Origin of the sequence: Ensifer sp. Root954 (genome assembly GCF_001429005.1) — a bacterium.
GTDB lineage: Bacteria > Pseudomonadota > Alphaproteobacteria > Rhizobiales > Rhizobiaceae > Ensifer > Ensifer adhaerens.
This window is the reverse complement of record NZ_LMJM01000012.1, coordinates 28,952-51,666: the sequence shown is the minus strand read 5'-3', so window position 1 is coordinate 51,666 and position 22,715 is coordinate 28,952. Positions and strand designations below refer to the sequence as shown.

The window sequence follows — 22,715 nt, the reverse complement described above, 5'->3', positions numbered from 1 at the left end:
GGCGTATCACCATCTGCCGTAGCCGGAGGTGTGGCGGTCTGCGCGAGCGCGCCCAAACTCGATGCGCCGAGGAAGACCGCGGCGAGCAGTACGTTCTTCATGATGTTCGGTTCCTTTTTCTCAGCCCGTTAACGGCAATGTTCAAACTCGGCGAAACGCTTTTGGTTCCTAAGCATTTGGTCTTTTCCACTCCCGGCCGGAGCACTCGAACCATCAGCGGAGGCTAGTCCGCAATTCTTTGCGCTTACGCAAGTTGCATTTGCCGAAGTCGGGTGGGAGCCGCTTTTAGCATCAAGAAGTCAACGCCGGACGTTCTCTGCTTTGTAGGAAATGTGATTGCTGCGGATAGTCGACGTGCCATCGTGAGCCGAGCCTCACTGGCACGCCCGATGTCTGGCGCCGCAAATCTCGTTTAGCGTTGGCCCTCGAACGCCGTCCGCCGAGACCCATCGGTTAGAAGGTGCCATGCTTATTTTCTGGCGCTTTTGCCTCTTTGCATAAGAAGCTGCATTTCTTCAAATCGGCGTCGGCGTTCGCCATCTTCCTGGTCGGAAGAGTAGCAAGTCCGGGAGACGCAGAAGCGTAGGAGTTTTGTGATCGGATTTGGCTGATCGAATTCGCAGTCGAACGTATCTGACATTTCGGCCTTCTTCGTATCCGATCTCTCAGAATATTTGAAGCGGACGCCAGGGGGCTTAAGCTCAGGGAACGATTGCACGACCCCGACATTCAGCGTGTCGGTCATGAAAAAATTCCTTGCGACCGACGTGCAGGCCGATTCAAGTTCGGCACTTTGGGCAAAGGCTGGGCCAGCGATAAGAACTGCGGTGACAGGAAGCCATTTCATTTTCCTCTCCATTCGCACCTGGTCCACACGAAAAGGTTGTTGCGTGAACCCGAAAAGACCGGGAAAAGTTCCAATCCATGAGCAAAATGCGGACAACCGATAGAAACCCACGCCTGGTCCAAGAAAATCTCCTGCCACCACGACCTCATCGAGGTTTCAAGGAGCGAATGGAGGGACGCCGAGCTTAGAGGTGGGCCGCCAGTCGATGTCGTCATGCTGGACAAGAACCTTCAGGGGATAGCGGGCTTCCGGTAGCAGACGCCTGCAAGGAGAAATCGATAGCGTTTCTTATCTTGAAGTTCGGGAGCGCCCAAACTGCCCCAATTCTCTCCAAGCCGTTTTCGAGCTAGGCCTCATCGAGGGGGTTGAGGCCCTTCTTGAGCAAAGCAAGAGGAACGGCATCTTCCTCAACATGATCGGTCAGTAGAGTCCTAAGCTCGCAGCACCGCCGTTGGCGGACGCCGCGGTGCTGTGCAGGGGCTGAGGGAGTCCCTGCGCAGGGCGGGGTTGTTCCACGAGATCGATCGCAGTCGCCCAGCGTCTTCATTGGGCAGCGCCTTCGGATCGAACAAACGCCAAGCCAAGTGGCCGTATGAGGCAGGGAACAAGATAGCGATCCGCTGGTTGGAGCGCAACGAAGGGCCCGCGTCAGATAACCAGGAGGTTTGTGATGATCGAAAACCCGGAGAACCGTAGACAACAACAGCAACCTATTTCGCCCTCACAAGAAGGCGGCCCTTATTCTGGGGGGGGCGAGAGCGATGCAGGTCGGCCCCGCGTCGACCAGAACGTCGCGAGTGACGATCTTTCGGGCCAGGCAAAAGCGGCAGCAGCCAAAGTCGTGGATGACGAAAAGGGGGCATTGGCGCGCCAATTGCGTGGTCTTGCTGGCGCCATGGAGAAGGTGGGATCTGAACTTCGCGATTCCGATCAACCGGGGCTTGGCCGCTACACCCAGGACCTTGGAAATTCGATCGGACGGCTGGCCCGCGAATGCGAAGACCGGGATCTCGGTGAAATCGCGTCGATTGCAGAAAACTATGGGCGGAAGCAGCCCCTTGCCTTTCTTGGCATGGCAGCGATTGCGGGACTGGCAGCGAGCCGATTTCTGATCGCTTCGGCAAAGCGAACGGCCACCAAGACATCGAACTCCTCGTCATCCCCCCGCGCAGGCGACGATTGGTCATTTGAAAAGGACTTCCGCGATGCATAACCCCCGTGACGACCGCTCTTTACCCGACCTGATGACGGGACTGGTGACCGATATAGCCGGACTGTTTCGCAAGGAGATCGACCTCGCCAAGGCCGAGGCAAGCGAGAATATTGACCGGGCGATCGGCAGCATCGAGACGCTCATGGTTGGCCTTATCTTTGCTATTGCCGCGATCGGCGTGCTTCTGAGCGCTGTGGTCGAGGGTCTGGGCGCCTTTTTGATGCAGCAGGGAATGCAAGAGGCAAATGCCCATGCGCTCTCAGCGGTCGCCGTTGGTCTTGTCGTCGGCGTCCTCGCGTGGGTTATGATTTCGCGCAGCCTTGCCAGGCTCGGCAACCGCAGCATTCGGTTTGAAAAAACGACGGCGTCGCTCCAGCGCGACCTGGACGTGGCCAAGGAGACAGTGAAATGAACGTCGACATGCATTCGTCCGCCGACCTTCAACGGGAGATCGAGACCGACCGTCAAAGGATTGAAGAAAAACTGCATGCCATTCAAGAGCGAATGTCGCCTGGCGAATTAATGGATGAATTCATCGCCTATGCCAGAAGGAGTGGAGGTGCCGACTTCCTCAACAATCTGGGTGGGGCAATGAAGGCGAACCCGATCCCGGTCGCATTGACAGGGATCGGTCTTGCATGGCTCCTTGCCGATCCCGCCTCGCGAGCGCCTCAAGCGTCGGGCGTTGAGAAGGGAGTGGATGATTACCCGCTTGCGAGAGTAAAGGGCAACTTGCGACGGGTCGGACCGATCGAGGCAAATTTTGGCGAGCGCTACAGCCATTTTGAGGATGAGGACGGCAGTCGTTTTCGCGCGAAGACCGATGCGGCCGGCCGAAGGGCCGGTCACTTCGTCGATCCAAGTGGAACCGTCTATCGCGGTTTCGCCGATACGTCGGGCCAGGCGATTGCGGAAATCCGGGATGAGGCAGGCAGTTTGTTCGATGAAACAACCGGCTGGGCATCAGCGACATGGCGTGAGGTGAAGGGGGCGGCCAGCGGTGTCTCCGGTGCCGTTTCAGATGCCGCCCGGTCAGCAGCCGACAGCATTCGGAGCGCCCATGAGAGTGCTCAGGATCACGGGGCGCAGCTGAATGCCGCCATGCTCAAGACATTTCGAGATCAGCCTCTGGTTGGCGGAGCGCTGGCCTTTGCGATCGGTGCGGCCATCGGAGCGGCACTCCCCGCAACGGACTTTGAGGATGAGACCGCTGGCGAGGTTTCGGATCGCGTTCGCGGCCAGCTTCAAGCAACGGCTGGTGCAGCTGCCGAGGGCGCGATCGAGGGTGCCAAGAGCGCCTTGGGAGAGGCCAACAAGCCTGAAAACGAAAACCCTTCTGGCTGACGGCCGGAAATTGTCACTGACCGCAACCTTGCGGACGCCTGCTGTTCGCTAGGGGCAGAGGCGATCCCCGCGCGCGCTGAGGATTTGCGATCTTGGCGTTCAGGAGAATGCCGATCGCGTCGCGAAGTCTCCCCTGCTTTTGGGAGTGGCGGCAGCCGTTCTTCGGTTCCTGCGGCAATGCGGCGCGCCTCGCTCAATCGGGCGGAACGCCGTCATGCGATGGGCAAATTCGATAACGCGCACGAATTTGTCCGCTCTTGTGCCGAGCGCACAATCGCAGATTGCATCCTTGCCGCTCAGGCCGTAAGCGGCAACGAGCATCGGAACCTCCCTGTCGAGAGCGGTGCGTAGCTCACCGTTCAACACCTACCAATCCCGAGAAGTTAAAATCGGCGCGGGAACGCTTTCTGGAACTTTGCGGGGAGGCTCGGGTTAAGCGATCAACTCTTCTGGAAAGGACAGTAAAACGCCACGCCTCCGATCTCAAAGACGAAAATTGCTCCAAAGGCTGCCCTCAATCGCGGTTGCTCTGCCTGGCTGCCAGGGCACTCAATCCGCGTTGAGCCCTGCGGGTTCGGAAGCAGAGGCGACGTTGACCCTGTTTGTCGTCATGTCCTTCGGCGCAGCCGCGATCTGGTTCGCGGTGGTCGCCTTCGTCTGCTTTGCCGTGCGCAGTCAAAGACGAGTTTTCGCAGAGCCTGCCGCAAGCCGGCTCGTCCTGTGGGGCGGCGGCGTGTTCCCAACTGTGACGCTCTTTGCCCTTTTGACATATGCATTCTGGTTAATGCCGACGCTTAGACCTTCGCCGACTTTTCGCGATGCTACGGATTTTCGGGTCGAAGTCACCGGCAGGCAATATTGGTGGCAGGTGGTCTATGTCCATCGCGGCCTCACAATCGCAGCGGCAAACGAGATCCGCTTGCCGGTCGGTCGGCGAATAGAATTTTTACTGAAGAGCGATGACGTAATCCATTCCTTCTGGATACCCTCTCTCGGGGGCAAGATGGATATGATCCCGGGTCGCGAAAACCGCCTTTCGCTGATGGCGCAAAGAACGGGGGTATTTCGCGGCGCGTGCGCCGAATTTTGCGGGACGTCTCACGCATTCATGGCGCTCACCGCAGTGACCATGGAACCCGACGCGTTCGACGCATGGCTTGCCAGCCAGGCGAAAGCCTCGATAAACGTCGCGGGAGAGGGGCGTGCTCTCTTCTTGCGCCATGGCTGTGGCTCCTGTCATCGCGTTGCGGGCACGGAGGCCGCAGGCGCGGCTGGACCCGATCTTTCTCACCTAGGGTCTCGGCAGATGCTAGGAGCCGGGATCGTCGCCAACACCGAGGACAACATTGCTGGCTTCATCGCGAACCCGGGTGCGATCAAGCCTGGTGCGGCCATGCCCGCTTTCTCCATGCTGGCGCCGCAAGATATCCGTGCAATCGCCGCCTGGCTGAAAGGACTGAGATGACCGAGCCGGGCGCCCGCGCGAGTGAAGAGGAGCGCGCAGCGCAGAGCGAGCGGCTGCGCAAAGTCTGGGAGAATCCGCACGGCTGGCGCTACTGGACGAGCGTCAACAACACGCAGGTCGGGCTGTGGTATGCGTCCACCGCCTTCATCTTTCTGCTCTTTGCCGGCGCGCTGGCATTGATTATGCGGGCGCAATTGGCCATGCCCGACAATGATCTGGTTTCTGCGGACTTCTACAATCAGCTATTCACGCTGCACGGGACCGTCATGATGTTCCTGTTTGCCGTGCCAATCTTCGAGGCAGTGGCGATTTTTCTGTTGCCGCCGATGATCGGGGCTCGAGAGTTGCCGTTTCCGCGACTGGGCGCGTTCGGGTTCTGGAGCTTTTTTCTCGGTGGCATCTTTGTGTGCGGCTCGATTTTCTTTGATGCAGCGCCTTCCTCCGGTTGGTTTATGTATCCGCCGTTGGCAACCGACGAAAAACTTTCCGGCATTGGCGCCGACATCTGGCTGCTAGGCCTCTCTTTCATCGAGGTGGCTTCGATTGCAGCGGCGGTGGAGCTCATCGTCGGGATCATGAAATGTCGCGCACCCGGCATGCGCATCAATCTGATGCCGCTCTTCGCCTGGTATCTGCTGATTGTCGCCGGCATGATCCTCTTTGCATTTCCGCCGCTGATTGCCGGCGATATCCTCTTTGAAATGCAGCGCATGTTCGACTGGCCCTTCTTCGATCCGGCACGCGGCGGCGATCCGCTGCTGTGGCAGCACCTTTTCTGGATCTTCGGCCATCCGGAGGTCTACATCATCTTCCTGCCGGCGATTGCCTTGATGGCGATGATCGTTCCGACCTTTTCGGGGCGTCCGATCGTGGGTTACTCCTGGATCGTGCTTGCCGCGGTCGGCACCGGCTTCCTGTCATTCGGCTTGTGGGTACACCACATGTTCGCGACAGGACTGCCCCAGATATCGCTTGCCTTCTTTTCGGCCGCTTCCGAGGCAGTGGCGATCCCAACGGCGGTTCAAGTCTTCGTCTTCATTGCCACCATGCTTGCTGGCCGCGTCATCCTTTCTACTCCAATGCTGTTCGGGGCAGGCGGCATCGCCATTTTCGTCATCGGCGGGCTAACCGGCGTCATGGTGGCAATTGCGCCCTTCGACTGGCAAGCGCACGACACTTACTTCGTGGTTGCCCACCTCCACTATGTCCTGATTGGAGGGATGCTGTTCCCGGTCGTTGCGGGGATCTACTACTATTACCCCCTTATCGATGCAAAACGCCTGTCCAATACGCTCGGACGCATTGCCTTCTGGCTGATGTTTGTCGGTTTCAACGTCACCTTCTTTCCAATGCATCTGACCGGCCTTTTCGGCATGCCGCGTCGGGTTTTTACCTATCCGGGCGACCTTGGGTGGAACCTCTTGAACCTTGTGTCGTCTGTCGGCGCCATCGTGTTTGCCTTCGGCGTTTTGATCGTGGTGTGGGATGTCCTGCGCCCTAAGCACCGGGAGCCTCGCGCCGAACAAAACCCGTGGAATGCCGGAACGCTTGAATGGGTCAGCGAGCCTGAGGAAAACTGGGGTGTGCGCTCCGTTCCCTTCGTTTCGAGCCGCTATCCACTTTGGGATCAACCGACGCTTGCCCGCGAGATCAGCGAGGGGCGATGGTATCTTCCCGACGCCAAGGAAGGGCGTCGCGAAGGCCTGGTCACCTCCGTGCTCGATGCACGGCCGGAACAGGTCTTGCGCGTTGGCGGCACCTCAAAGGTCACCATCCTCTCGGCCTTCTCGCTCGGTGCCGTGTTCATCGCCTTGACGTTTAAGTGGTGGGTCGCAGGGGCCGTCGCCGCCTTCACCTGTTTCTGCGCGATCCTCTATTGGCTTTGGACGGGGACCGGGGAAATTCCCGAGAAGCCGCAGAAGGACGTCGGCGTTGGGCTCGCCTTGCCGCTTTACGCATCCGGTCCGTCTTCAGTCGGCTGGTGGGCCATGTTCATCACGATGGTGGGCGACAGCACCGCCTTTGCGAGCCTGATCTTCGGCTATTTTTTCTATTGGACGATACACGAAGACTTCACGGCGGGATCAGCTGGTCCCGGGATGATGTGGCCACTGGTTTCGGCAGCGCTCTTTGTCTTTGCGTGGCTCGCCACCTTGGCTGCAAGACATTTCAACGCCCTCGCGCGTACGGCGTTCGCGCGTGCCGCTTTGATCGTGGCGCTCGCCCTGACGGTCGTCGCATCCGCGGCTGGCATCGCGGGGCCCTGGTTGCACGCCATGAACCCGACCGCACATGTTTACCCGGCCATCGTCTGGGTGCTGGTTTGCTGGACAGTCGTTCATGCTTGTGTCGGCGCTGTCATGCTAGCCTATTGTCTTGCGCGAAGCCTTGCCGGGCGCCTTACGAAAACCCACGACATTGACCTGCGCAACGTGGCCCTCTACTGGCATTTCCTGGCAATTACGGCGCTCATCACCTTCTTCGTGATCGGTCTTTTCCCGGAGGCACTTTAATGCGTCTGCTGCCAAGGGAAATCGAAACGTTCTGGACGCTGTTTACGGGGCCGGCCATCTGGGCCGGGCACTTCCTGATATGCTACGCCAGCGCGGCGATTTTCTGTGCCAAACCAGCGTTGTTCGCGATGGAGTTCAAATCCTTGCGCCTAGGCATCGCCGTCATCACGGTTTTAGCGCTCGCAGCCATTGGGCTTTCGGCGTTCCTTGCGTGGCGCCAGTGGGGCTTCGGCGCGCACGATCCTCCGCATGACGATCCGACGCGCCACGATCGCCTTCTGTTTCAGGGATTTGCAACCTTGCTGCTTGCCGGCTTGAGTTTCGTCGCCGTCCTGATGACGGCACTGCCGACGATCTTTGTTTCGGAGTGCTTGCGATGAGGGTGCTCTGGCTTGCGAATGGTTGCCTCCTTTTGGCCGTTATCTGGCTTGGCCCGCTTTTGAGTGCGTGGCGCGGCTCGGTTACCGCCCACATGCTCGCGCACATGGGGGTCGTAGCAGTCGCAGCACCTCTGATCGCTATAGGTGTTGCTCCCCGTCTCGCCAGCTGTCGCCGGCCCGTGCTCACCGGGTTGCCGATCGTCGCCTCGCTCGTCGAACTCCTGGTGGTCTGGGGTTGGCATGCACCGGCTGCACGTCGGTTGGCGGAGAGTTCGCTTTGGGGCACCGCCCTTGAGCAGGCCTGCTTTCTAGCCGCCGGGTTGTTCCTATGGTCCACGTGTCTTGCGGCCGGGAGCACGAACAGGTCTTCAAGCAATGCGGCAGGCGCCTTCGGTTTGCTGCTGACGACCGTTCATATGACGCTCCTCGGCGCCCTCTTGGCGCTCAGCCCACGCACGCTCTATCAATTTGGCGATGTCACCTGTTTCGGCACGACCTTGACGGCGGCTCAGGATCAGCAACTCGGCGCCGTTGTCATGCTGATGGTTGGCGCCGCAGCCTATCTCGCAGGTGGGGTCGCCTTGCTTTCCGGTCTGCTTGCAGAGCCAAACCGGAGGGTCGCCTGATGCATGTTCGATGGAAGCACCTGGCCGTCGGGCTCGCCATCCTGCCGATCGTCGTCCTTTTTGCCACCTGGATCGGCTTCTTCAACGTCGGTGCGTCTTCCGGCCATTGGAGGATAACCGAGTGGTTTTTGCATTTTGCCATGCGTTCGGCCGTTCGCACCTATGCGCTCGCCGTTGATGCCCCGGAGAGGCTACCTGATAACGGCATCCCACCGGCAGCCGGTCACTTTGCCCGTGGCTGTGCTACCTGCCACGGTGCGCCGGGCGAACCGCGGTCCCCAGCAGCACTTGCGATGTTGCCGCGACCGCCGGATCTTTCCGCTGTAGTCGAGCAATGGGAGGACGCAGAACTGTTTCGCATCGTGAAGCACGGGGTTCGCTTCACCGGCATGCCGGCGTGGCCGACCCAGGCGCGCGACGACGAAATCTGGAGCATGGTTGCGTTCCTGCGAAAGCTTCCGGCTATGGATGCGGCCACCTATCGTTTGCTCGCCTATCGCGAGAGGCCACAGCCACCCATGCATGCGTTCCGATTCGAAGATGCATTGGCAGAATGTACCCGCTGCCATGGGACCGATGGGATGGGCTTTAGCCCGCTCACGCCTGTTCTTGCAGGACAGAAGGAGGCCTATCTGCTCGAAAGCCTCAACGCCTATCTCGAGGGACGTAGACCAAGCGGCATGATGCAACTTCCCGTGCAGTCGGTGGATCCGGGGCATCTTCGCGCTCTTGCCAGCCATTTCGCAGCTTTGAAGCGCAATGCGGTGGTGCAACCACTAAAAGACGATCGGGTGGGGCAGGGCGAGCAGATTGCGCAGCACGGCCGTCCCGCCCAAAAAGTTCCGGCATGCTTGGGCTGCCACCAAAATTCGCAACGTAACCCGTCCTACCCAAGGCTTGACGGTCAGCCCGAGGCATTTCTCGCGGCACAACTGAAGCTCTTTCGCGAAGGCTCGCGATCGGGAACTCCGTTCAGCCATTTGATGGAGAGTGCGGCAGAATACCTGTCTGACGCAGATATCGAGAATGTTTCGGCATATTTTTCGAGTTTGCCTCCTGAGGATTGAAACACCTTCGTGCCGAAATCGTTTGGCTCGGTCATTGAGGAGCCGGTCATGAAAAAGCTGCTGATCACCGTTCTTGTTGTCGCTGCGCTTGTGGTTGCCGCGGGTGGGGGCTTAGTTGCGCTGTCCCGGCATGAAGCCACGGTGCCGATCGAGCAGACCTATGGACCGGATCCGGTTCTCGTTGAACCGAAAGCGGAGTGGTTGCCTTCCGTGAACGTCGCCGAGGCCACGCCCTGGCCCAATGGGCAAATGCCCGTCGCGGCGCAAGGGCTTGAAGTCAAGGAATACGCCGGCGATCTGGAGCATCCACGCTGGCTTCATGTGCTGCCCAATGGCGATGTTCTGGTGGCCGAAAGCAATGCGCCGCCGAAGCCCGACGCGGGCTTTTCGATCCGGGCCTTCTTCATGGGCCTCTTCCAGGCTAGAGCCGGTGCCGAGACGAAGAGCGCCAACCGCATATCGCTTCTGCGTGATTCAGATGGTGACGGCGTGGCGGAAACCAAGACACCGTTCATCACTGGGCTCTACTCCCCCTTTGGAATGTCATTGCTCGACAGCACACTCTATGTCGCCAATGCCGACGCCATCGTCGCCTTTCCCTATCAGGAAGGCGCAACGCAAATCACCGGGGCGCCTGACAAGATCGTCGACCTGCCTTCAGGTCGCAACCATCACTGGACAAAGGATGTCATCGCCAGCCGCGACGGAACAAAGCTCTATGCCACCGTGGGCTCCAATTCCAACGTAGCCGAGAATGGCATGGATGAGGAGAAAGGACGAGCCGCGGTCCACGAGATCGACCTCGCCAGCCGACAGACGCGGCTGTTCGCATCCGGTCTTCGCAACCCCAATGGGTTGTCCTGGCAGCCTGATTCAGGCCAGCTCTGGGTCGTCGTCAATGAGCGCGATGAGATCGGCCCTGACCTCGTGCCCGACTATATGACGTCCGTACAAGATGGTGCCTTCTACGGCTGGCCCTATAGCTGGTATGGCCAACATGTTGATGATCGCGTCGAACCCCAGAACCAGGAGCTTGTGGCCGTCGCTATCAAGCCTGACTACGCGCTCGGGCCTCACACGGCGTCACTCGGCCTGACTTTCAACACCGGCGATCTGTTCGGGCCCGAGATGAAAAGCGGTGCCTTTGTCGGTCAACACGGCTCATGGAACCGCATCCCGCGCAGCGGCTACAAGGTCATTTTCGTGCCTTTTGCCGCCGGCCGGCCGTCCGGCCCGCCGCGCGATATCCTCACGGGTTTCCTAAGCGCCGAAGGTAAGGCTTTGGGTCGGCCGGTGGGCGTTGCGATTGCTCGCGACGGCGCGTTGCTGGTCGCCGATGATGTCGGAAACAAGGTGTGGCGCGTAGCACCCCACGCCAATTGAGTGTCGGGATCACCGCAGCGTTCGGCTGACCTTGCCCCTGGGCTGGAGGAATGCGGCGTTGCACGGTGGTCACCGCTTTTCCAGTGCACCATGGCCCGATAGCCGTAAATGTCACCGTCACGCTCCTGTCACGCGACAAGGCGGTCAGGGCCCGATAAGTTGCGCGCTATGTCAAGCCTCGAATTGTCGCTGGCAGCGCGCTTTGTTTCATCAGCGCAGCGGCATCACGTACGGAGTGGGATCTCATGCGCCGCTATCTATTTAATATCCATACAGCAGGCGTCGTTAGCCGCGACGAAGTCGGTCGAAAGTATTCATCGGATGGGGCTGCCGTCGCTTACGGTCAACGGGTCGTAGATGAGCTGACCAAGGATGAGGAATATTACGACGCCATAATAGATGTGGTCACGGCATCTGGACGGTTGGTTGCGCGACTTATATCGCGCAACGCTCCGCCCATGCGTCCCGTGAGCCAGCCGACGCGCCAAGTTTCATTGCATTGAGCATTATCTTCAGTGAGAATCTCTCCCGATCGCTAAGGGACAGGATGGAGTTTTCGCAGCATCTCCGGGGAGATCATCGATATTGCTCGTTCACTGGTGTGTCAAAGTGAGCTGAGCGCGGCGGCGGTACCTAACCTGGCGACCCCGCCCGAGGAGCGATGCTCGCAGTCCGCCTGGTTCCCGTCGCGACCTGTTGGATGTAACTCTCAGGATATCGCGGCCAATTTACAAACAAGCGACACGGAAGAATGGTTGTCGGGGCTGTCGACTGCTCATCCAAACGTGGGTTGTTCACGACCCTCCTGGAATCAGGAGCAGCTTGCCAGTTGTCTTGCGGCTGGCCATGTCCTTATGTGCCTGCGCAGCATCCTTGAGAGGGTAGCTTCCACCTGCAGTGACCTTCAACGACCCGTCCGCGATCCAATCGAAAAGCCGGCCGGCGCGCTCGCGAAAGAGTTCGGGTGAGTGGATATGGTCGAAGAAGACGCCATAGCCGATCTTGACGCTTTTCGGCAGGCTCATGATGTCGAGCGGGCCCGGCCCACCCAGCACCGGGCCATACCAACAGAGCGTTCCTGACCGCCGCAGTACTTCGAGGGACGCTTTGAATGTCTTGGGACCGGAGCCATCATAGACCACGTCCACTCCCCGACCACCGGTGAAGCGGAGCACCTCGTTGACAAACTCTCCTTCTGTATCGACGATCACGTGCTCGGCGCCGGCATTTTGCGCGATGGCGACCTTGTCTTTCGATGACACGCGCCCGATGACGCGCCCGCCTCGGAGCTTTATGATCTGCGTCAGGAGCAGTCCTACGCCGCCCGCTGCAGCATGAACGAGCGCGATGTCCCCAGGTTGGACGGCATAGAAATCGGTGGCAAAGTGGCTGGCGGTCAGGCCCTGCATCATGATTGATGCGGCCGTTCGGTCATCAATGAAGTCGGGGACCTTGATGAGCGACGTTGCCGGGATCGACAGCCGCTCGGAGTAGCTTCCGGGGGCATAGACCCAGGCGACGTGATCGCCCACGGCAAGATCCGTAACGCCGTCGCCAACACTGAGCACGCGGCCGGCGCCCTCGACGCCAAGCACTTTCGGGCTCGGGGTTTCCGTCCACGCCATGCCCTGCCGAACGCCGATATCCATGAAATTCACACCTGCCACGCGGACCTCAACGATAACGTGTCCGGGCGTTGCCACAGGCTCTGGGCGCTCGACGAATTCCATAACGTCGCTATCGCCCATGCCGTTCATGACCACAGCTTTCATAGTCAGCTCCTTTCTTGACTGATTGTTCCAGAATTGTGCAAATTTTTTTGGGGTGCTACCGGATTGCACGGATTGCCAGTTCTCCGAGAGATTCCAATTCCGCGCGAGGGCTACCTCCACGGGCCGCGATACGAATGCCAGCGATGCTGGTAATGAGGAAGGAGGCAACAGCCTCTGCCGACAGCGATTTTTCGACATCGTTTTCGGTCTGGGCTTGCTTGATGCACTCCACTGCCGCTTTCCTCAAGCGATTGTCGGCAGCATGATGGAGCGCGTTAAGTTCCGGCCGGCTCTGGCCAAATTCACAAATCGAATTGACGCCGAGGCAGGCGCAATCGGCGCGCTCCACCACTCGTTCTATCATTGCGGCGATCCCGTCGACGGCCCGTCGCTGGCTGCGCAACATCGTCACGTGGGCTTCAGTTTCTTCGAATGCATAACGTTCCACTGCTAATCGGTAGAGCGCCCATTTGTCTCCAAAGGTGTCGTAGAGGCTTTGTCGTCCGATCTTCATCGCGCGCACCAGCATCTCAGTCGATGTGCCCTCGAAGCCGTGTTCGCGAAACACGTCGATTGCGGCACCCACTGCCTTGTCTTTGTCGAATTCCTTTTTTCGCGCCATCGCCGTGAAATAGCTATTCTGGAACGATCTGTCAAGAAATGACATTGTGATCTGTAGTCTATGCGGCAACGCACAGGCGATCTTGATTTCGAGGAGTCGAGCGCGTCGCGGGACAACGTCATCGATATCGCTCGACGGCGAGGCCCCTAGTAGGTGAGGGGCGGGCCTTTCTCGTTGGCGATCGGCGGAATGCCACGGCCAAGATACCTCGCCTTTGCCCCGCCTTTGGCTATGATCCCTTTGGCTTGGGGGGCAAATTTTCTGAGCGAGGTCTAGGTCACCTCTTATCGCCGTCGCATCGACCAGATCTTGCGTGAAGGGCAGCCTGCCGCCTGGCAGCGCCAGCCCTCACGGACATGCGCCAGAAGATCGACCGTTATGGTCCCCTCGCGCGGCTCGGCGCCGAATTCGTTCATCAACCCGATTGCCGCAAACCAGAGAGCGTTGACTGCCGCGCGCCATCTTTGGCGTAGTGCCCGCCGGCGACGCTTCAGCCAGAGAGACTTCAAAATCCTTGGTTGCTGCTGATGGTGATACCGGTCGCGGTCGGCCAGATGTCGACCGAAAGGCTGCCGACGAGCGGACCCAGCTCCAATCAGCCGGCAACGTCTTCTGCCGACTAAAGTTCAATCCTTCACGGTCACCGACGGCGACAGTGTTCGCATCAGCATGGTACGAGCGTTCGGCTTGTCGGCTTCAACACTCCGGAAAAGTTCGAGCCCAGATGTTCGCGCATCGCCGACATGTCCGGTCGCTGGTGGCTGGCCAGGTGAGGTGTCGGCGCCCTGGATGCCGAGAAATTAAGCTTTCACGTCGAGTGTCATCTCGACCATCGTCGGGCGAAAGCCCGCTGCGGCAAAGAGCCGTTGAGCAGCTTCGTTTCTGTGCGCCGTGGAAAGCACGATAAGGTTTGCTCCTCGCTCTTTAAGCGCTGCAACAGCTGCCTCGAGCAGCATCCGGCCGATGCCTTGGCTGCGCTTTTCGGGCTCGACGAAAAGATCGTGAATGACGCCCGCCGGTCCTCGGAGCGCCATGTAGTCATGGCCCTCAACAGATGCATAGGCGTAACCGACGATCATTTCATCTTGCTCAGCGGCGAGGACCACGACCTCGGACTTTTCAAGCTGACTTCCCAACCATCTGGCATAAGATGCCTCCGTGCCGGTTCCCGTCGGGATGAAGCGCTCGGGGTCCCATTGATGATGAAGCGCCATCAGGTCAGCCCCGTACTTTCCGAGTACAGGCACATCTTCATCGCGGGCGGCTTTAATCGTGATGGTTGATAGCATTTTACGGCATGATCCGTCGTTGGTGTTATCCGGCCATCACCTTCGATATGCCCGGCCGAAGAACCTTGCATCGTAAATGAACTTCGTCGTGGCTCAACGGCTCGGAGGCAAACAAAAGGCGCTCTATCTTTGCCGCCAGGCTCTGTTCGCCAAATTTAACGGCGCGGTCGCAGACACGCCGCGCCGCTTGCCTTCGGACTTGGGGAATTGGGCGGTTTAGCGTAGAGAGTTTGCGGGGACAGCGTCCGGTCAATCCGCAATAGCAGCAATGTTTCCAAGTTATTCTATTGCCGCTTTCCGCGACCGCTCGCTGCTTTCGTCGAGATCGATAGCGTCGCCGAGCGGGGTAGCCGCGATTGATTTGATTTGTTGCGCGAGAGCCGAAAGCTTGCTCGCTATATCCTGCAGCTCCGACGCTGAGTTTGAGCCCGGGCGGATGCCGTTTACGCCACGTTTGTCCACGTTCTCGTCCCTCGCGATTGAACTTGGGTGTCCAGTATATTTTCAAGATTGAATATAAGGCCACCAAGTTCCGCGCGCTCTTACCTTGGCGCACAACCGGCCATTTGGATCTGAGTGCCGGTCCAAGCTGGGCCTCACCTGCAGTTGGATTGCGAAACAATGCTGCTTATCGGCTACACTCGCGCGCCGTTCGTTACAAAAAATGCTGCGCGCGCGAAAGAATCTGACGTGGCGGGTAGCGGTGCGGGTAGTCGTGTCTGTTAGTGCGTGCTAATGAGAATTCAACGATCTGACACGAACACCGCTACGAGCGTCGCAGACCTCGTGATCCAATTTAAAACGGCCCAGTGCCAACTGGATGAGACGGTTTACGGGTATGACATGAGCGCTTCCGCTCACTCGAAGAGACGATTAAGCAGTTGTTTCAATCGATCGAACGACGAGTGCCGCGCGACGCAGCCGAATTCGGGACGATCGCGACATTCTATCTCGATCTGCTCGAGGACTGTGATGGCGGCTTCAACAAACGGCTTCATGATGGCTTGCGCCAGCTGTTCGATCGGCACACCCCGCGTGGGCGCCCGAAGGGAATTGGGTTTGCGACGAGTGGCCAACGGCAATTGATGGCAGGGGGTTAGGCGGAGCAATAAAGGAAGGCGGAGAGCGCACGATTATTGTCGAACTCACAGATGCGGATGCGACGGACTCCGGTATCTTCACCTGGGATATCGTTCGCGACCTTGTCTATGGAGATTCGGCCCTGGCTGCGCTCTTCGGTCTCGCCGCGAGCGAGACGAGCCAGGGACTGCCGCTGAGACTTTATCTCGACCGGGTCCATCCGGAGGATCGACCAGGGTTGGCAAAGACAATTACGGAAAAGATCGTGAGCGGACGAGCCCAGCAGTCGTTCTACCGCGTCAGGACGCGGGCTGGCTGGTATGTCTCGGTCGTTGCTTTTGGTCGGTGTTTCCAGGATCGCGATGGAACACCGGTCCTCTATTCCGGTATCGTTGTCCTGGAAAGCGCAACATCGACCAACGACAACCGGCGGCATTAGCGCCGGAGCAGGATTTTCCCGGCGATGTTGGTGGGCCTGGCCGGACCTTCGCCGGATCGTTGCCGGTTGACCGGTGGACCTCGAGCTCCGATCTAAGGCTCCTGACGCTGCACAACCTGGCGCAACAACTGGTCTGCGGAATTCCTGCTCTAAGCGGAAGAAACGAGAGAGCCAAACAGTGAGACTGATCATCCGCCCGAACGACCGGTATCCGCATCTCGGATTGGACCGTCGTCCTTTGGCGATTGCCTGCGGCGAAGGTTGGCTGGGCATCCTGCACGCATTCTTCACCGAGGCCGACAAAGTGATGGCTGTAGGAGGCTCGTTCACGGTGCTCGAGGTGATGGAGGAGAAGGGCGTTCTGCACATGCATTATGCCATCGCACAGATCGCACCTGATGCTCGCCGCGCGATCGACGATGCCTGCCGCCTAGCCGCCGCGCGATCCTTTCACATCTGCGAGGTCTGCGGACGCCGTGGGCGTCTGCACACCTTCGGCGACCTCCGTAAGGTCGTCTGCAGCGAGCACGCTGACGGCGAACTCGGCAAGGGCGTACCATTCGAAGACCCTCTCAATGCTCTCGATCCCTATTTTCCTGACGTGGATCCGTTCATAGCAGCTCGGCCGACCGTTACGGAGTTCGATGCTGCTCCGATCATTGAAGGGTGGCTTATCGAGGAGGACAGCGAAGGCGGCCGGCGCCCGTGGCTATACGGCTGGTTCTCAGCGAGCCTGTGACCCGCGACGGGGAGCATGGGCACACGTCTCCCATCGTCCAAATGGACGATATGGTGCCCCCACGATGGGTTCGAACAGACACTCGGCTTTACCGCCTCGGCATGTGTTACCCGCCGGCCGAGCGCGAGATCCGTTACTGGGCGCAGAAGCTGTCTCGACGCCCTGTGCCCTACGGCGAGCGTCCCGGTGGCAGCGATGACATGGAGGCGATGCTGGCCTTCCTCCGTTCCAGCGGCCGCCTGCGATCAACGAAGATTGACCGCCTGGAACAAGCCTACCGCGAAGAGCAGGGACACGTAAACGAAGTTGGAAAAGTTCGCGCGACGTAAGGCTATGCTGATCGTGGTGCATCGGCTCCAATGCCGGAGTTCCGCTGATTTGGGGCCCCGCTTTCCTGCTCGTCGGGGTGTTGCGGTTTTCGTGCGCAGCGGGTCATTCCAAGTATGGGCGCCGGTGCGCTGACGCGCGCGGTTGCCCCATTGTACCTTGTGTAACCCTTGTCCATCAGCGCTTCGGCGTAGCAGCCGTCGCATGCCGGACTGACCTTGGTGCAGCTCATCCATGGTTTCGAAGTGTGGGTAATACGGGAGATCGCGGAATTCTCGGCCATCATTCGGCGCTACCTGCGTTTCGGTGCGCGTTGCCGCGCTCAACCCCGATCAGGTCGTCGAAGAAGTCGAGCATCCCCTGGAGGTGCGGACGAATTCTTGGACTGCTTATGCTGCAATTCCTCAGTTCGCTTGACACCTCTTTGAAATCGCCGATGGAAAAGCCGTCGATCGGCCGGATGCACGCCGCCAAGGGCGGACCCAGAAGCAATGGACGGAATGCCGTCTCAAAGCTTGGTGGAACAACGAAACCGACGTCGTTCGCTACTCGGAGATGAAGGAAGCCAACGCGGCTGAGAAAGCCGCGACCTCCGCGAAGAGATCTCGAAGCCCAGATCTTCCGCATCAAAAATCCATGAACAGGGCCACAACGACGTGCAGACTATAAACTCGCAGTGATCACCCGTCTTCGTGATGGGTGCCATCGGTCACTCGCTGCCCTTGAAGAGCCCGCGGCGGCAGCATGAGTTAATTTCTCACCTCAGGCTGGGCGACGCCAACGTTATCGGAGAATGCCGGCTTCTTTCGCAGCAGCTTCAAAGGCGGCCCTGGCTTCCGCGCCAGGAATCGTTCCCTCGGCAGCATCTAGGCAAGCTTTCCGGGCCGCTGCGTAACTCGCGCTCTTCGTCTCTGGCCAGGACTTCATAAGGAATGCGACCGCCTCTCGGGCATTCCTGATGACGTGAAAATGATTATCAAACGTTACTTCAACGTTCGCGTCCCAGATGTTTATCATCGCGGCCTCCGTAGGGTTGGCCTTTCCGAAACGTATATTAGGGAATTCTGTTCCAACGGAGAGATCGGACCGGGAAGCTTAGCAAGCATAACCGCTCATCTTAGCCGGTATTTCCTCACCTGGCACAGGGGTGACGTCTGGCGCCTCTTCCGGGACGTCGTCCGGTCCGGGCTCCTCAATGGGGCGATCCGGATTGTCTGGCATGGGATCGGGTGTCTCGCCGGGCGGGACCTCCACGGGCTTTCTCGGCTCTTTGGGGTCGTCGGTCATATCGGTCTCCCTTCTTGCAGGCCTAATGGAGCCGCATAAGTTTTGTTCCGCGAACCGGGAGGTGCGGCAGCATAAGACGAATGGATTCAGCGCAGCCTTGTGACCTTTGCCTCGGCGATCGCTTCAATGAACGCGGCGCGAGCTTGCTCCCACGGATACGTGCCCATCGCCGCGTCGGTGCATTTGTAAAGCGCGTCCGAGTACGCGACGCCAAAGTCTATGGGCCAGTTCTCGCTCAGGAGCTTAGCCGCTCGACCCGGGGTCCATACGATTTGCACCCCGTCGAGCTCCGGAAGCTGGATGATCACGCATTTGCTCCAACTCTGGATTTCCACCGGCCTCTCCTTATCTTGCGGTCGCGCCTACATTTTCGGCGGAATAATTGCGCCGGGCACAGGTCTAATAGGAGGTACGTCGGGACCGACGTCGGGCTCCGGCTCCTGGATCGGGGGCTCCGGGAGATCTGGTGGAGCATCCGGCGGCAGGTCCGGCGGGAATTCGGGATCTGGAACGGTCGGGATTGGGGACTTGGGCATGGAGGCCTCCTCTTTGGTGGTGCAACCGCGACCGAGCGGTGTTTGTTCCAAGAGCTCGGGCCGGGGCGCCCCGGCGAGGTGGCGGCGTGACCGAGCACCTGTCCGCGAAACAGTACCAGGCCGCCATCGCGATGCCGAAGCGTGGGAACAAGTACCAGACGCAGCGCACCGCCTCTCGACGACATCCGGCGTCGACGAGGCCGGCAAATGCATCGCCCAACTGATGGAGGCCGGCATGATGACCCCGCATCGATCCAGTCCGAAGATCCGACCGAGGAATATCGGATCGCTCTCACGGGCATGCTGATCCACGGTCTGCGCACCGTGTTCGTCGGCCTGAAGCGTGGCGAATACAAACTGCAGAACAGTTCCGTCCTGCCGATCTCATCAGAAATGCCGGCTATGGCCAACCTCGAATGCCGAAGCCTCCGCGAAGAGCGGATGCGCCTAGGAATCAAGGCTGGCCGCGAAAACGCTGCGCTCGGTGGCCCGTGCAGGTCCCGCTACGGGCTTAAGGACGTGCGCATCACGCAGGAGAAGAGGCGAGTTCGCCGCCCAGGGCTTCGTCGTCGTCGCCGAATGCCAATCGCACGACGAGTTCGCCAACGGCTGCAAGGCGAAGCAGGTCCTACCGGAGGCGCAAGCCTCTGCTGCATAAGCATCCCCCCGCCCAGACACCAACCAATCACGTCATCGCCGTCCGCGTCCACCAGCTGCGCACGCTCGCCTACCTGACGCCCACCGACTATGTCCGGCTTCGGAGCCTCGAACTGCGGATTCTGTCAAAGGTCATGCTCGGCCCGTCGCACTTCATATTGCTCGCGAAGGCTGTCCTCTATCTCTTAACGGACCCCCCGGCGAGAGGAGGACATTGCGACAGTTCGAAGACGTTCTCGCGGCTCTCGAATTCGCCTCGTAGGTCACCCAAGAACGCGGACCGTGTTTCGTCCCTACCGCCCCAATGTCAGGTGGAAGTGCCAACTACAAGTTAATTTACAGTTTGGCAGTGGCCGTCGAGCCGAATGTATAATGTCGCGTTTTACTCGGCTTTCTTATTGGCCATACAAGCGTTTGGATCCCCAAACGAAATCGATAACATCCCCAACTGTCACGAGTTGCTCCATTGACTCCTGGGCGATGAATATCCCAAACTCCTCTTCGATCAACATCGATAACTGGGATATTTTCAGCGGGTCAGTTCCAAGATCGTCCACGATTGCAGCGGAGTCGGCAAGGTCCGCGGCTTTGACGCCGAGTATTTCGATGAAAATCATCTTGACGCGGGCGGAGATACCGGCTCGTGTGGTAGCCATACGTCGCTCCCGTTTTTGTGTTCCCGACGCCGAGTTTAGCCCTTCTTTCGTTTCTCGGCTAATGCGTTCGCCTCCTCTCGCGAGTTTCCTGCTTCTTTGATGATCTTGCGGGCCTGGTCATCGGTGAGGCCGTGCTTCCGCTTGAAGTAATTGAGTTCGTAAGCCTGTCCGGCGGCAACTCGTCCGCGATCGCGACCAACGTTCTTCTTGTCGTCTGCCATAGGGTTCCTCCCGGGTTGCGACTGTTCACAACCGTGGAAGCCGCAGGAATGTTCCGCGACAAACTGAAATCCCATAATCTAGTGGGGTTAGTTGTTCCGCTTTGCCACATAAGTTGTTCCCGGATCGTTCTGGTGCGTATTAGTGGCCGAACCAAGCAAATGTTCTACGTGAAAGATATCAACCACCGAGCTACCAACAGGCCGACGCGGTGGTGGCAGCTGAGGGATCCGGCAACAAATCGATGGAGGCTGGCTAGCGGCGAAACCGAATAGGATTCGCGTTACTGTCGCTCGTCTTTATCGCCGCGTCAGTTCTACTTTTTTGGCCTTGACGACGAACCAGTGCGTAAGGCGCGGTGTCCGTTAACGCAGCCCGCTCGAATGTCGGCGTTGGCGTTACTTCTTATTGGTGTCCTTCACCTGAGATCCGAACGTCGGCGCAGCGGGTTTCGCGGCAGCCTTGTCCTTGTCCTTCTTGGGCTTTCTGGCTTCCTTGTTGCTTCGTACTTGACCCTTGGCCATTGGCGCGTCTCCTGTTGACGAAAAAAGCTAGCCGCTAACGGCGGGAGATAGCAACCGAATTCGGTCATCTTGAATGCATTCCCACTCTCCAAGGTTGGATCAATACCAGTCCTGAAAAGCGCGCGGTACGAGAAGTTCGCGCAGGCACTCGCCAAAGGCAAGACAGCAGATGACGCATATGCGACTCGATCAGAGGGACACTCGCTGGATCTTAGCGAGGACTTCACCGCCTCACGCCTGCGTCTATCACTGCTAATATTTCAGAAATCCGGCCGCCGCTGGTAACCGATTGGGCAACGTGGCGCGGCGCCTGTTAGTCTTCAGCTAGTTGCTCCGCAGTCGCGACGACCTCGGAGTGCCGAACGTCCCGTCGACATACTTGAAAAAAGTATGCTCATGATCCAGGCGACGATTGCGATGACGACTATCTTCATGAGGCACTTCCGGTTCGTCACGATCTACAGCAACACCCCGGACGCCCCATTATTCCGTCGCAGAGCAATCGGGGGGTCCCTAATTGGTGGGGACCATCGCCGGCGGCTCCGGTGGTGCCGTCTCGACCCCCGGTTCGAACATTAGGATGCTCAATACCAGGGCAACGAGAATGCAGATGAGCACCAGGAAGGCGACGCCGGCTTTATCCATGCCCCAGTTCAGCCCTCGAATGTGGGCATAAGGAGGCAGACAAGCGCGACGACCCAAGGACCGCGGTTTATGTGGTAGGGGCGGCAAGCAAGAGAACAATCGCGATAGCGATCAGCAGCGGCCCCATCCATCGAAAGTGCCTCGTGAGTTGAGCGAGCCATGGTACCTGAGTGTTGGTCTGAACGTAGCCAAACCCTGCTGCCGTCATCCAGAGGCCGGCGCAAAGCATGATGATCTGATCAACATAGGCCAACACTTCCAATTCCTTTGCCTACAGCCGGAGAGGTGGATGACGCGGGTAGCCAAATCGGGATACGGGGGAAATCGCAGCGGCCTTCAGTTTACCGAATGATGAACCATTCCATGGGATCGGCGCCTCGCTTGTAGCTCAGCCCCGCTTTCTCCAAGCTCTGCTTTAGGTCAACCGGACACAAACAGAGGTCCATTCGGCGCCAGTCCTCGCCGGGAGGCCATTTGGAAAACGGGTTGTGATCCTGCCACACAAGGTTTCGGCGCCGCTGAAGTCAACGAGTTCGCCAGGAGGTTGGATCATCGCCTACGGCCCGATTTGAGCAGCGGCGTCATTGATGTCCAGATTAACGCAGCCCGCGCGACCGTCGGCGTTACTTCTTATTGGTGTCCTTCACCTGAGATCCTAACGTCGGCGCAGCGGGTTTCGCGGCAGCCTTGTCCTTGTCCTTGTCCTTCTTGGGCTTTCTGGCTTCCTTATTGCTTCGTACCTGACCTTTGGCCATTTGCGCGTCTCCTGTTGACGAAAGAGCTAGCCGCCAACGGCGAGGGAATAGCAAGCGAATTCGGTCATCTTGCATGCCATCCCCACTCTCCGAGGTTGGATCAATGCCAGTCCTAAAACGCGCACCACGAGAAGTTCGCGCAGGCACTCGCCGACAAAGGCAAGACAGCAGATGATTTAGGGAGGACGGCGCCTGTTAGTCTTTAGATAGTTGCTCCGCAGTCGCGACGACCTCGGAAGTCCCGAACGTCCCGTCGACATACTTGAAAACAAGTATGCTCATGATCGAGGCGACAATTGCGATGACGACTATCTTCATGAGGCGCTCCCG

General features: G+C 59.0%; 29 protein-coding genes. 12 read left to right on the top strand and 17 right to left on the bottom strand.

What is annotated here, in order from left to right:
- Nucleotides 1–469 precede the first annotated feature (469 nt).
- A complete protein-coding gene (locus tag ASE71_RS06585; protein WP_034800313.1) occupies nucleotides 470–847 on the bottom strand; it encodes a hypothetical protein in 378 nt (125 codons plus the stop codon).
- A 670-nt stretch (nucleotides 848–1,517) separates the two neighbouring features.
- On the opposite strand from ASE71_RS06585, the gene ASE71_RS35630 reads away from it, so the two are divergent.
- From ASE71_RS35630 to ASE71_RS06570, 3 genes are read left to right on the top strand one after another with little or no spacing between them, the layout of a single operon-like run.
- Nucleotides 1,518–2,060, top strand: a complete 543-nt coding sequence (locus ASE71_RS35630) for a nutrient deprivation-induced protein (protein WP_143106284.1) — start codon at nucleotides 1,518–1,520, stop codon at nucleotides 2,058–2,060.
- On the top strand, nucleotides 2,053–2,472 hold the full coding sequence (locus ASE71_RS06575) for a phage holin family protein (protein ID WP_034800315.1): 420 nt from the start codon (nucleotides 2,053–2,055) through the stop codon (nucleotides 2,470–2,472). The genes ASE71_RS35630 and ASE71_RS06575 overlap by 8 nt, the downstream gene beginning before the upstream one ends.
- The gene (locus ASE71_RS06570; protein ID WP_034800319.1) at nucleotides 2,469–3,404 is read left to right on the top strand and encodes a DUF3618 domain-containing protein; all 936 of its coding nucleotides are present in this window, start codon (nucleotides 2,469–2,471) and stop codon (nucleotides 3,402–3,404) included. The genes ASE71_RS06575 and ASE71_RS06570 overlap by 4 nt, the downstream gene beginning before the upstream one ends.
- A 99-nt stretch (nucleotides 3,405–3,503) precedes the next feature.
- Here the strand turns inward: ASE71_RS06570 and ASE71_RS06565 are convergent, their stop codons facing one another.
- On the bottom strand, nucleotides 3,504–3,725 hold the full coding sequence (locus ASE71_RS06565; protein ID WP_060634943.1) for a hypothetical protein: 222 nt from the start codon (nucleotides 3,723–3,725) through the stop codon (nucleotides 3,504–3,506).
- Between the two features lie 271 nt (nucleotides 3,726–3,996).
- Between ASE71_RS06565 and coxB the strand changes: the two genes are divergently transcribed.
- The 7 genes from coxB to ASE71_RS37595 all read left to right on the top strand — a co-directional run bounded on the left by coxB (nucleotide 3,997) and on the right by ASE71_RS37595 (nucleotide 11,341).
- On the top strand, nucleotides 3,997–4,869 hold the full coding sequence (gene coxB, locus ASE71_RS06560) for a cytochrome c oxidase subunit II (RefSeq protein WP_234798837.1): 873 nt from the start codon (nucleotides 3,997–3,999) through the stop codon (nucleotides 4,867–4,869).
- Nucleotides 4,866–7,382: a cytochrome c oxidase subunit I gene (ctaD, locus tag ASE71_RS06555; RefSeq protein WP_060520203.1), complete on the top strand. Its 2,517-nt coding sequence runs from the start codon at nucleotides 4,866–4,868 to the stop codon at nucleotides 7,380–7,382. Before coxB ends, ctaD begins: the two co-directional genes overlap by 4 nt.
- A complete protein-coding gene (locus ASE71_RS06550) occupies nucleotides 7,382–7,762 on the top strand; it encodes a hypothetical protein (RefSeq protein WP_034800322.1) in 381 nt (126 codons plus the stop codon). Before ctaD ends, ASE71_RS06550 begins: the two co-directional genes overlap by 1 nt.
- Nucleotides 7,759–8,388 (top strand): cytochrome c oxidase assembly protein, encoded by a 630-nt coding sequence (locus ASE71_RS06545; RefSeq protein WP_060520202.1) that lies wholly within the window; start codon nucleotides 7,759–7,761, stop codon nucleotides 8,386–8,388. The genes ASE71_RS06550 and ASE71_RS06545 overlap by 4 nt, the downstream gene beginning before the upstream one ends.
- Complete coding sequence (locus ASE71_RS06540) at nucleotides 8,388–9,455, top strand: c-type cytochrome (RefSeq protein ID WP_063891187.1); 1,068 nt, start codon at nucleotides 8,388–8,390, stop codon at nucleotides 9,453–9,455. The genes ASE71_RS06545 and ASE71_RS06540 overlap by 1 nt, the downstream gene beginning before the upstream one ends.
- 48 nt (nucleotides 9,456–9,503) lie before the next feature.
- Entirely contained in the window at nucleotides 9,504–10,838 is a 1,335-nt protein-coding gene (locus ASE71_RS06535; protein WP_060520201.1) for a PQQ-dependent sugar dehydrogenase, read from the top strand.
- A 245-nt stretch (nucleotides 10,839–11,083) separates the two neighbouring features.
- Nucleotides 11,084–11,341 carry a DUF6894 family protein gene (locus ASE71_RS37595; RefSeq protein ID WP_192445722.1) on the top strand — a complete coding sequence of 86 codons (258 nt, stop codon included), beginning with the start codon at nucleotides 11,084–11,086 and terminating at the stop codon, nucleotides 11,339–11,341.
- Nucleotides 11,342–11,632: 291 nt separating this feature from the next.
- Here the strand turns inward: ASE71_RS37595 and ASE71_RS06530 are convergent, their stop codons facing one another.
- The 4 genes from ASE71_RS06530 to ASE71_RS35625 all read right to left on the bottom strand — a co-directional run bounded on the left by ASE71_RS06530 (nucleotide 11,633) and on the right by ASE71_RS35625 (nucleotide 15,549).
- On the bottom strand, nucleotides 11,633–12,610 hold the full coding sequence (locus ASE71_RS06530) for a quinone oxidoreductase family protein (protein ID WP_060520200.1): 978 nt from the start codon (nucleotides 12,608–12,610) through the stop codon (nucleotides 11,633–11,635).
- Nucleotides 12,611–12,665: 55 nt separating this feature from the next.
- The gene (locus ASE71_RS06525; protein ID WP_060520264.1) at nucleotides 12,666–13,232 is read right to left on the bottom strand and encodes a TetR/AcrR family transcriptional regulator; all 567 of its coding nucleotides are present in this window, start codon (nucleotides 13,230–13,232) and stop codon (nucleotides 12,666–12,668) included.
- 800 nt (nucleotides 13,233–14,032) lie between these two features.
- The gene (locus ASE71_RS06520; RefSeq protein ID WP_034800331.1) at nucleotides 14,033–14,521 is read right to left on the bottom strand and encodes a GNAT family N-acetyltransferase; all 489 of its coding nucleotides are present in this window, start codon (nucleotides 14,519–14,521) and stop codon (nucleotides 14,033–14,035) included.
- Between the two features lie 857 nt (nucleotides 14,522–15,378).
- Complete coding sequence (locus tag ASE71_RS35625) at nucleotides 15,379–15,549, bottom strand: hypothetical protein (RefSeq protein ID WP_156400723.1); 171 nt, start codon at nucleotides 15,547–15,549, stop codon at nucleotides 15,379–15,381.
- Nucleotides 15,550–15,602: 53 nt separating this feature from the next.
- On the opposite strand from ASE71_RS35625, the gene ASE71_RS34945 reads away from it, so the two are divergent.
- Together ASE71_RS34945 and ASE71_RS06510 are read left to right on the top strand one after the other, a co-directional pair.
- Nucleotides 15,603–16,040 carry a PAS domain-containing protein gene (locus tag ASE71_RS34945; RefSeq protein WP_320410588.1) on the top strand — a complete coding sequence of 146 codons (438 nt, stop codon included), beginning with the start codon at nucleotides 15,603–15,605 and terminating at the stop codon, nucleotides 16,038–16,040.
- Nucleotides 16,041–16,218: 178 nt separating this feature from the next.
- Nucleotides 16,219–16,779: a hypothetical protein gene (locus ASE71_RS06510; RefSeq protein WP_060520197.1), complete on the top strand. Its 561-nt coding sequence runs from the start codon at nucleotides 16,219–16,221 to the stop codon at nucleotides 16,777–16,779.
- 331 nt (nucleotides 16,780–17,110) lie between these two features.
- Here the strand turns inward: ASE71_RS06510 and ASE71_RS37480 are convergent, their stop codons facing one another.
- From ASE71_RS37480 to ASE71_RS37335, 11 genes are all read right to left on the bottom strand, one after another.
- Nucleotides 17,111–17,338, bottom strand: a complete 228-nt coding sequence (locus ASE71_RS37480; RefSeq protein ID WP_320410587.1) for a hypothetical protein — start codon at nucleotides 17,336–17,338, stop codon at nucleotides 17,111–17,113.
- A 50-nt stretch (nucleotides 17,339–17,388) separates the two neighbouring features.
- Nucleotides 17,389–17,733 (bottom strand): hypothetical protein, encoded by a 345-nt coding sequence (locus tag ASE71_RS35615; protein WP_060539275.1) that lies wholly within the window; start codon nucleotides 17,731–17,733, stop codon nucleotides 17,389–17,391.
- 156 nt (nucleotides 17,734–17,889) lie between these two features.
- Nucleotides 17,890–18,123, bottom strand: coding sequence for a DUF982 domain-containing protein (locus tag ASE71_RS37590; RefSeq protein WP_034800350.1), 234 nt, complete (start codon nucleotides 18,121–18,123; stop codon nucleotides 17,890–17,892).
- Between the two features lie 78 nt (nucleotides 18,124–18,201).
- Nucleotides 18,202–18,393, bottom strand: coding sequence for a hypothetical protein (locus ASE71_RS06490; protein ID WP_034800353.1), 192 nt, complete (start codon nucleotides 18,391–18,393; stop codon nucleotides 18,202–18,204).
- Between the two features lie 86 nt (nucleotides 18,394–18,479).
- Nucleotides 18,480–18,728 carry a DUF982 domain-containing protein gene (locus tag ASE71_RS06485; RefSeq protein WP_034800356.1) on the bottom strand — a complete coding sequence of 83 codons (249 nt, stop codon included), beginning with the start codon at nucleotides 18,726–18,728 and terminating at the stop codon, nucleotides 18,480–18,482.
- A 1,253-nt stretch (nucleotides 18,729–19,981) separates the two neighbouring features.
- The gene (locus tag ASE71_RS06480; RefSeq protein ID WP_060520195.1) at nucleotides 19,982–20,242 is read right to left on the bottom strand and encodes an acyl carrier protein; all 261 of its coding nucleotides are present in this window, start codon (nucleotides 20,240–20,242) and stop codon (nucleotides 19,982–19,984) included.
- A 35-nt stretch (nucleotides 20,243–20,277) separates the two neighbouring features.
- Nucleotides 20,278–20,463 (bottom strand): DUF3606 domain-containing protein, encoded by a 186-nt coding sequence (locus ASE71_RS06475; protein WP_060520194.1) that lies wholly within the window; start codon nucleotides 20,461–20,463, stop codon nucleotides 20,278–20,280.
- 396 nt (nucleotides 20,464–20,859) lie between these two features.
- Nucleotides 20,860–20,985: a hypothetical protein gene (locus ASE71_RS37345; protein WP_255381443.1), complete on the bottom strand. Its 126-nt coding sequence runs from the start codon at nucleotides 20,983–20,985 to the stop codon at nucleotides 20,860–20,862.
- A gap of 513 nt (nucleotides 20,986–21,498) precedes the next feature.
- Nucleotides 21,499–21,630 (bottom strand): hypothetical protein, encoded by a 132-nt coding sequence (locus ASE71_RS37340; RefSeq protein WP_255381441.1) that lies wholly within the window; start codon nucleotides 21,628–21,630, stop codon nucleotides 21,499–21,501.
- 67 nt (nucleotides 21,631–21,697) lie between these two features.
- Entirely contained in the window at nucleotides 21,698–21,883 is a 186-nt protein-coding gene (locus ASE71_RS36795; protein WP_082566399.1) for a hypothetical protein, read from the bottom strand.
- 370 nt (nucleotides 21,884–22,253) lie between these two features.
- On the bottom strand, nucleotides 22,254–22,385 hold the full coding sequence (locus tag ASE71_RS37335; RefSeq protein ID WP_256385322.1) for a hypothetical protein: 132 nt from the start codon (nucleotides 22,383–22,385) through the stop codon (nucleotides 22,254–22,256).
- Nucleotides 22,386–22,715 lie beyond the last annotated feature (330 nt).

Coding starts and splice junctions, on each gene's coding strand:
- ASE71_RS37595 (WP_192445722.1), top strand. CDS start 11,084: ATGCGCCGCTATCTATTTAATATCCATACAGCAGGCGTCGTTAGCCGC.
- ASE71_RS37335 (WP_256385322.1), bottom strand. CDS start 22,385: ATGGCCAAAGGTCAGGTACGAAGCAATAAGGAAGCCAGAAAGCCCAAG.
- ASE71_RS37590 (WP_034800350.1), bottom strand. CDS start 18,123: ATGATAAACATCTGGGACGCGAACGTTGAAGTAACGTTTGATAATCAT.
- ASE71_RS06525 (WP_060520264.1), bottom strand. CDS start 13,232: ATGGCGCGAAAAAAGGAATTCGACAAAGACAAGGCAGTGGGTGCCGCA.
- ASE71_RS06550 (WP_034800322.1), top strand. CDS start 7,382: ATGCGTCTGCTGCCAAGGGAAATCGAAACGTTCTGGACGCTGTTTACG.
- ASE71_RS06535 (WP_060520201.1), top strand. CDS start 9,504: ATGAAAAAGCTGCTGATCACCGTTCTTGTTGTCGCTGCGCTTGTGGTT.
- ASE71_RS06565 (WP_060634943.1), bottom strand. CDS start 3,725: ATGCTCGTTGCCGCTTACGGCCTGAGCGGCAAGGATGCAATCTGCGAT.
- ASE71_RS06585 (WP_034800313.1), bottom strand. CDS start 847: ATGAAATGGCTTCCTGTCACCGCAGTTCTTATCGCTGGCCCAGCCTTT.
- ASE71_RS35615 (WP_060539275.1), bottom strand. CDS start 17,733: ATGCGGAAGATCTGGGCTTCGAGATCTCTTCGCGGAGGTCGCGGCTTT.
- ASE71_RS37340 (WP_255381441.1), bottom strand. CDS start 21,630: ATGGATAAAGCCGGCGTCGCCTTCCTGGTGCTCATCTGCATTCTCGTT.
- ASE71_RS06575 (WP_034800315.1), top strand. CDS start 2,053: ATGCATAACCCCCGTGACGACCGCTCTTTACCCGACCTGATGACGGGA.
- ASE71_RS06570 (WP_034800319.1), top strand. CDS start 2,469: ATGAACGTCGACATGCATTCGTCCGCCGACCTTCAACGGGAGATCGAG.
- ASE71_RS06540 (WP_063891187.1), top strand. CDS start 8,388: ATGCATGTTCGATGGAAGCACCTGGCCGTCGGGCTCGCCATCCTGCCG.
- ASE71_RS06520 (WP_034800331.1), bottom strand. CDS start 14,521: ATGCTATCAACCATCACGATTAAAGCCGCCCGCGATGAAGATGTGCCT.
- ASE71_RS06530 (WP_060520200.1), bottom strand. CDS start 12,610: ATGAAAGCTGTGGTCATGAACGGCATGGGCGATAGCGACGTTATGGAA.
- ASE71_RS06475 (WP_060520194.1), bottom strand. CDS start 20,463: ATGGCAGACGACAAGAAGAACGTTGGTCGCGATCGCGGACGAGTTGCC.
- ASE71_RS06480 (WP_060520195.1), bottom strand. CDS start 20,242: ATGGCTACCACACGAGCCGGTATCTCCGCCCGCGTCAAGATGATTTTC.
- ASE71_RS37345 (WP_255381443.1), bottom strand. CDS start 20,985: ATGGCCAAGGGTCAAGTACGAAGCAACAAGGAAGCCAGAAAGCCCAAG.
- ctaD (WP_060520203.1), top strand. CDS start 4,866: ATGACCGAGCCGGGCGCCCGCGCGAGTGAAGAGGAGCGCGCAGCGCAG.
- ASE71_RS35630 (WP_143106284.1), top strand. CDS start 1,518: ATGATCGAAAACCCGGAGAACCGTAGACAACAACAGCAACCTATTTCG.
- ASE71_RS37480 (WP_320410587.1), bottom strand. CDS start 17,338: ATGAGCTGCACCAAGGTCAGTCCGGCATGCGACGGCTGCTACGCCGAA.
- ASE71_RS06490 (WP_034800353.1), bottom strand. CDS start 18,393: ATGACCGACGACCCCAAAGAGCCGAGAAAGCCCGTGGAGGTCCCGCCC.
- ASE71_RS06545 (WP_060520202.1), top strand. CDS start 7,759: ATGAGGGTGCTCTGGCTTGCGAATGGTTGCCTCCTTTTGGCCGTTATC.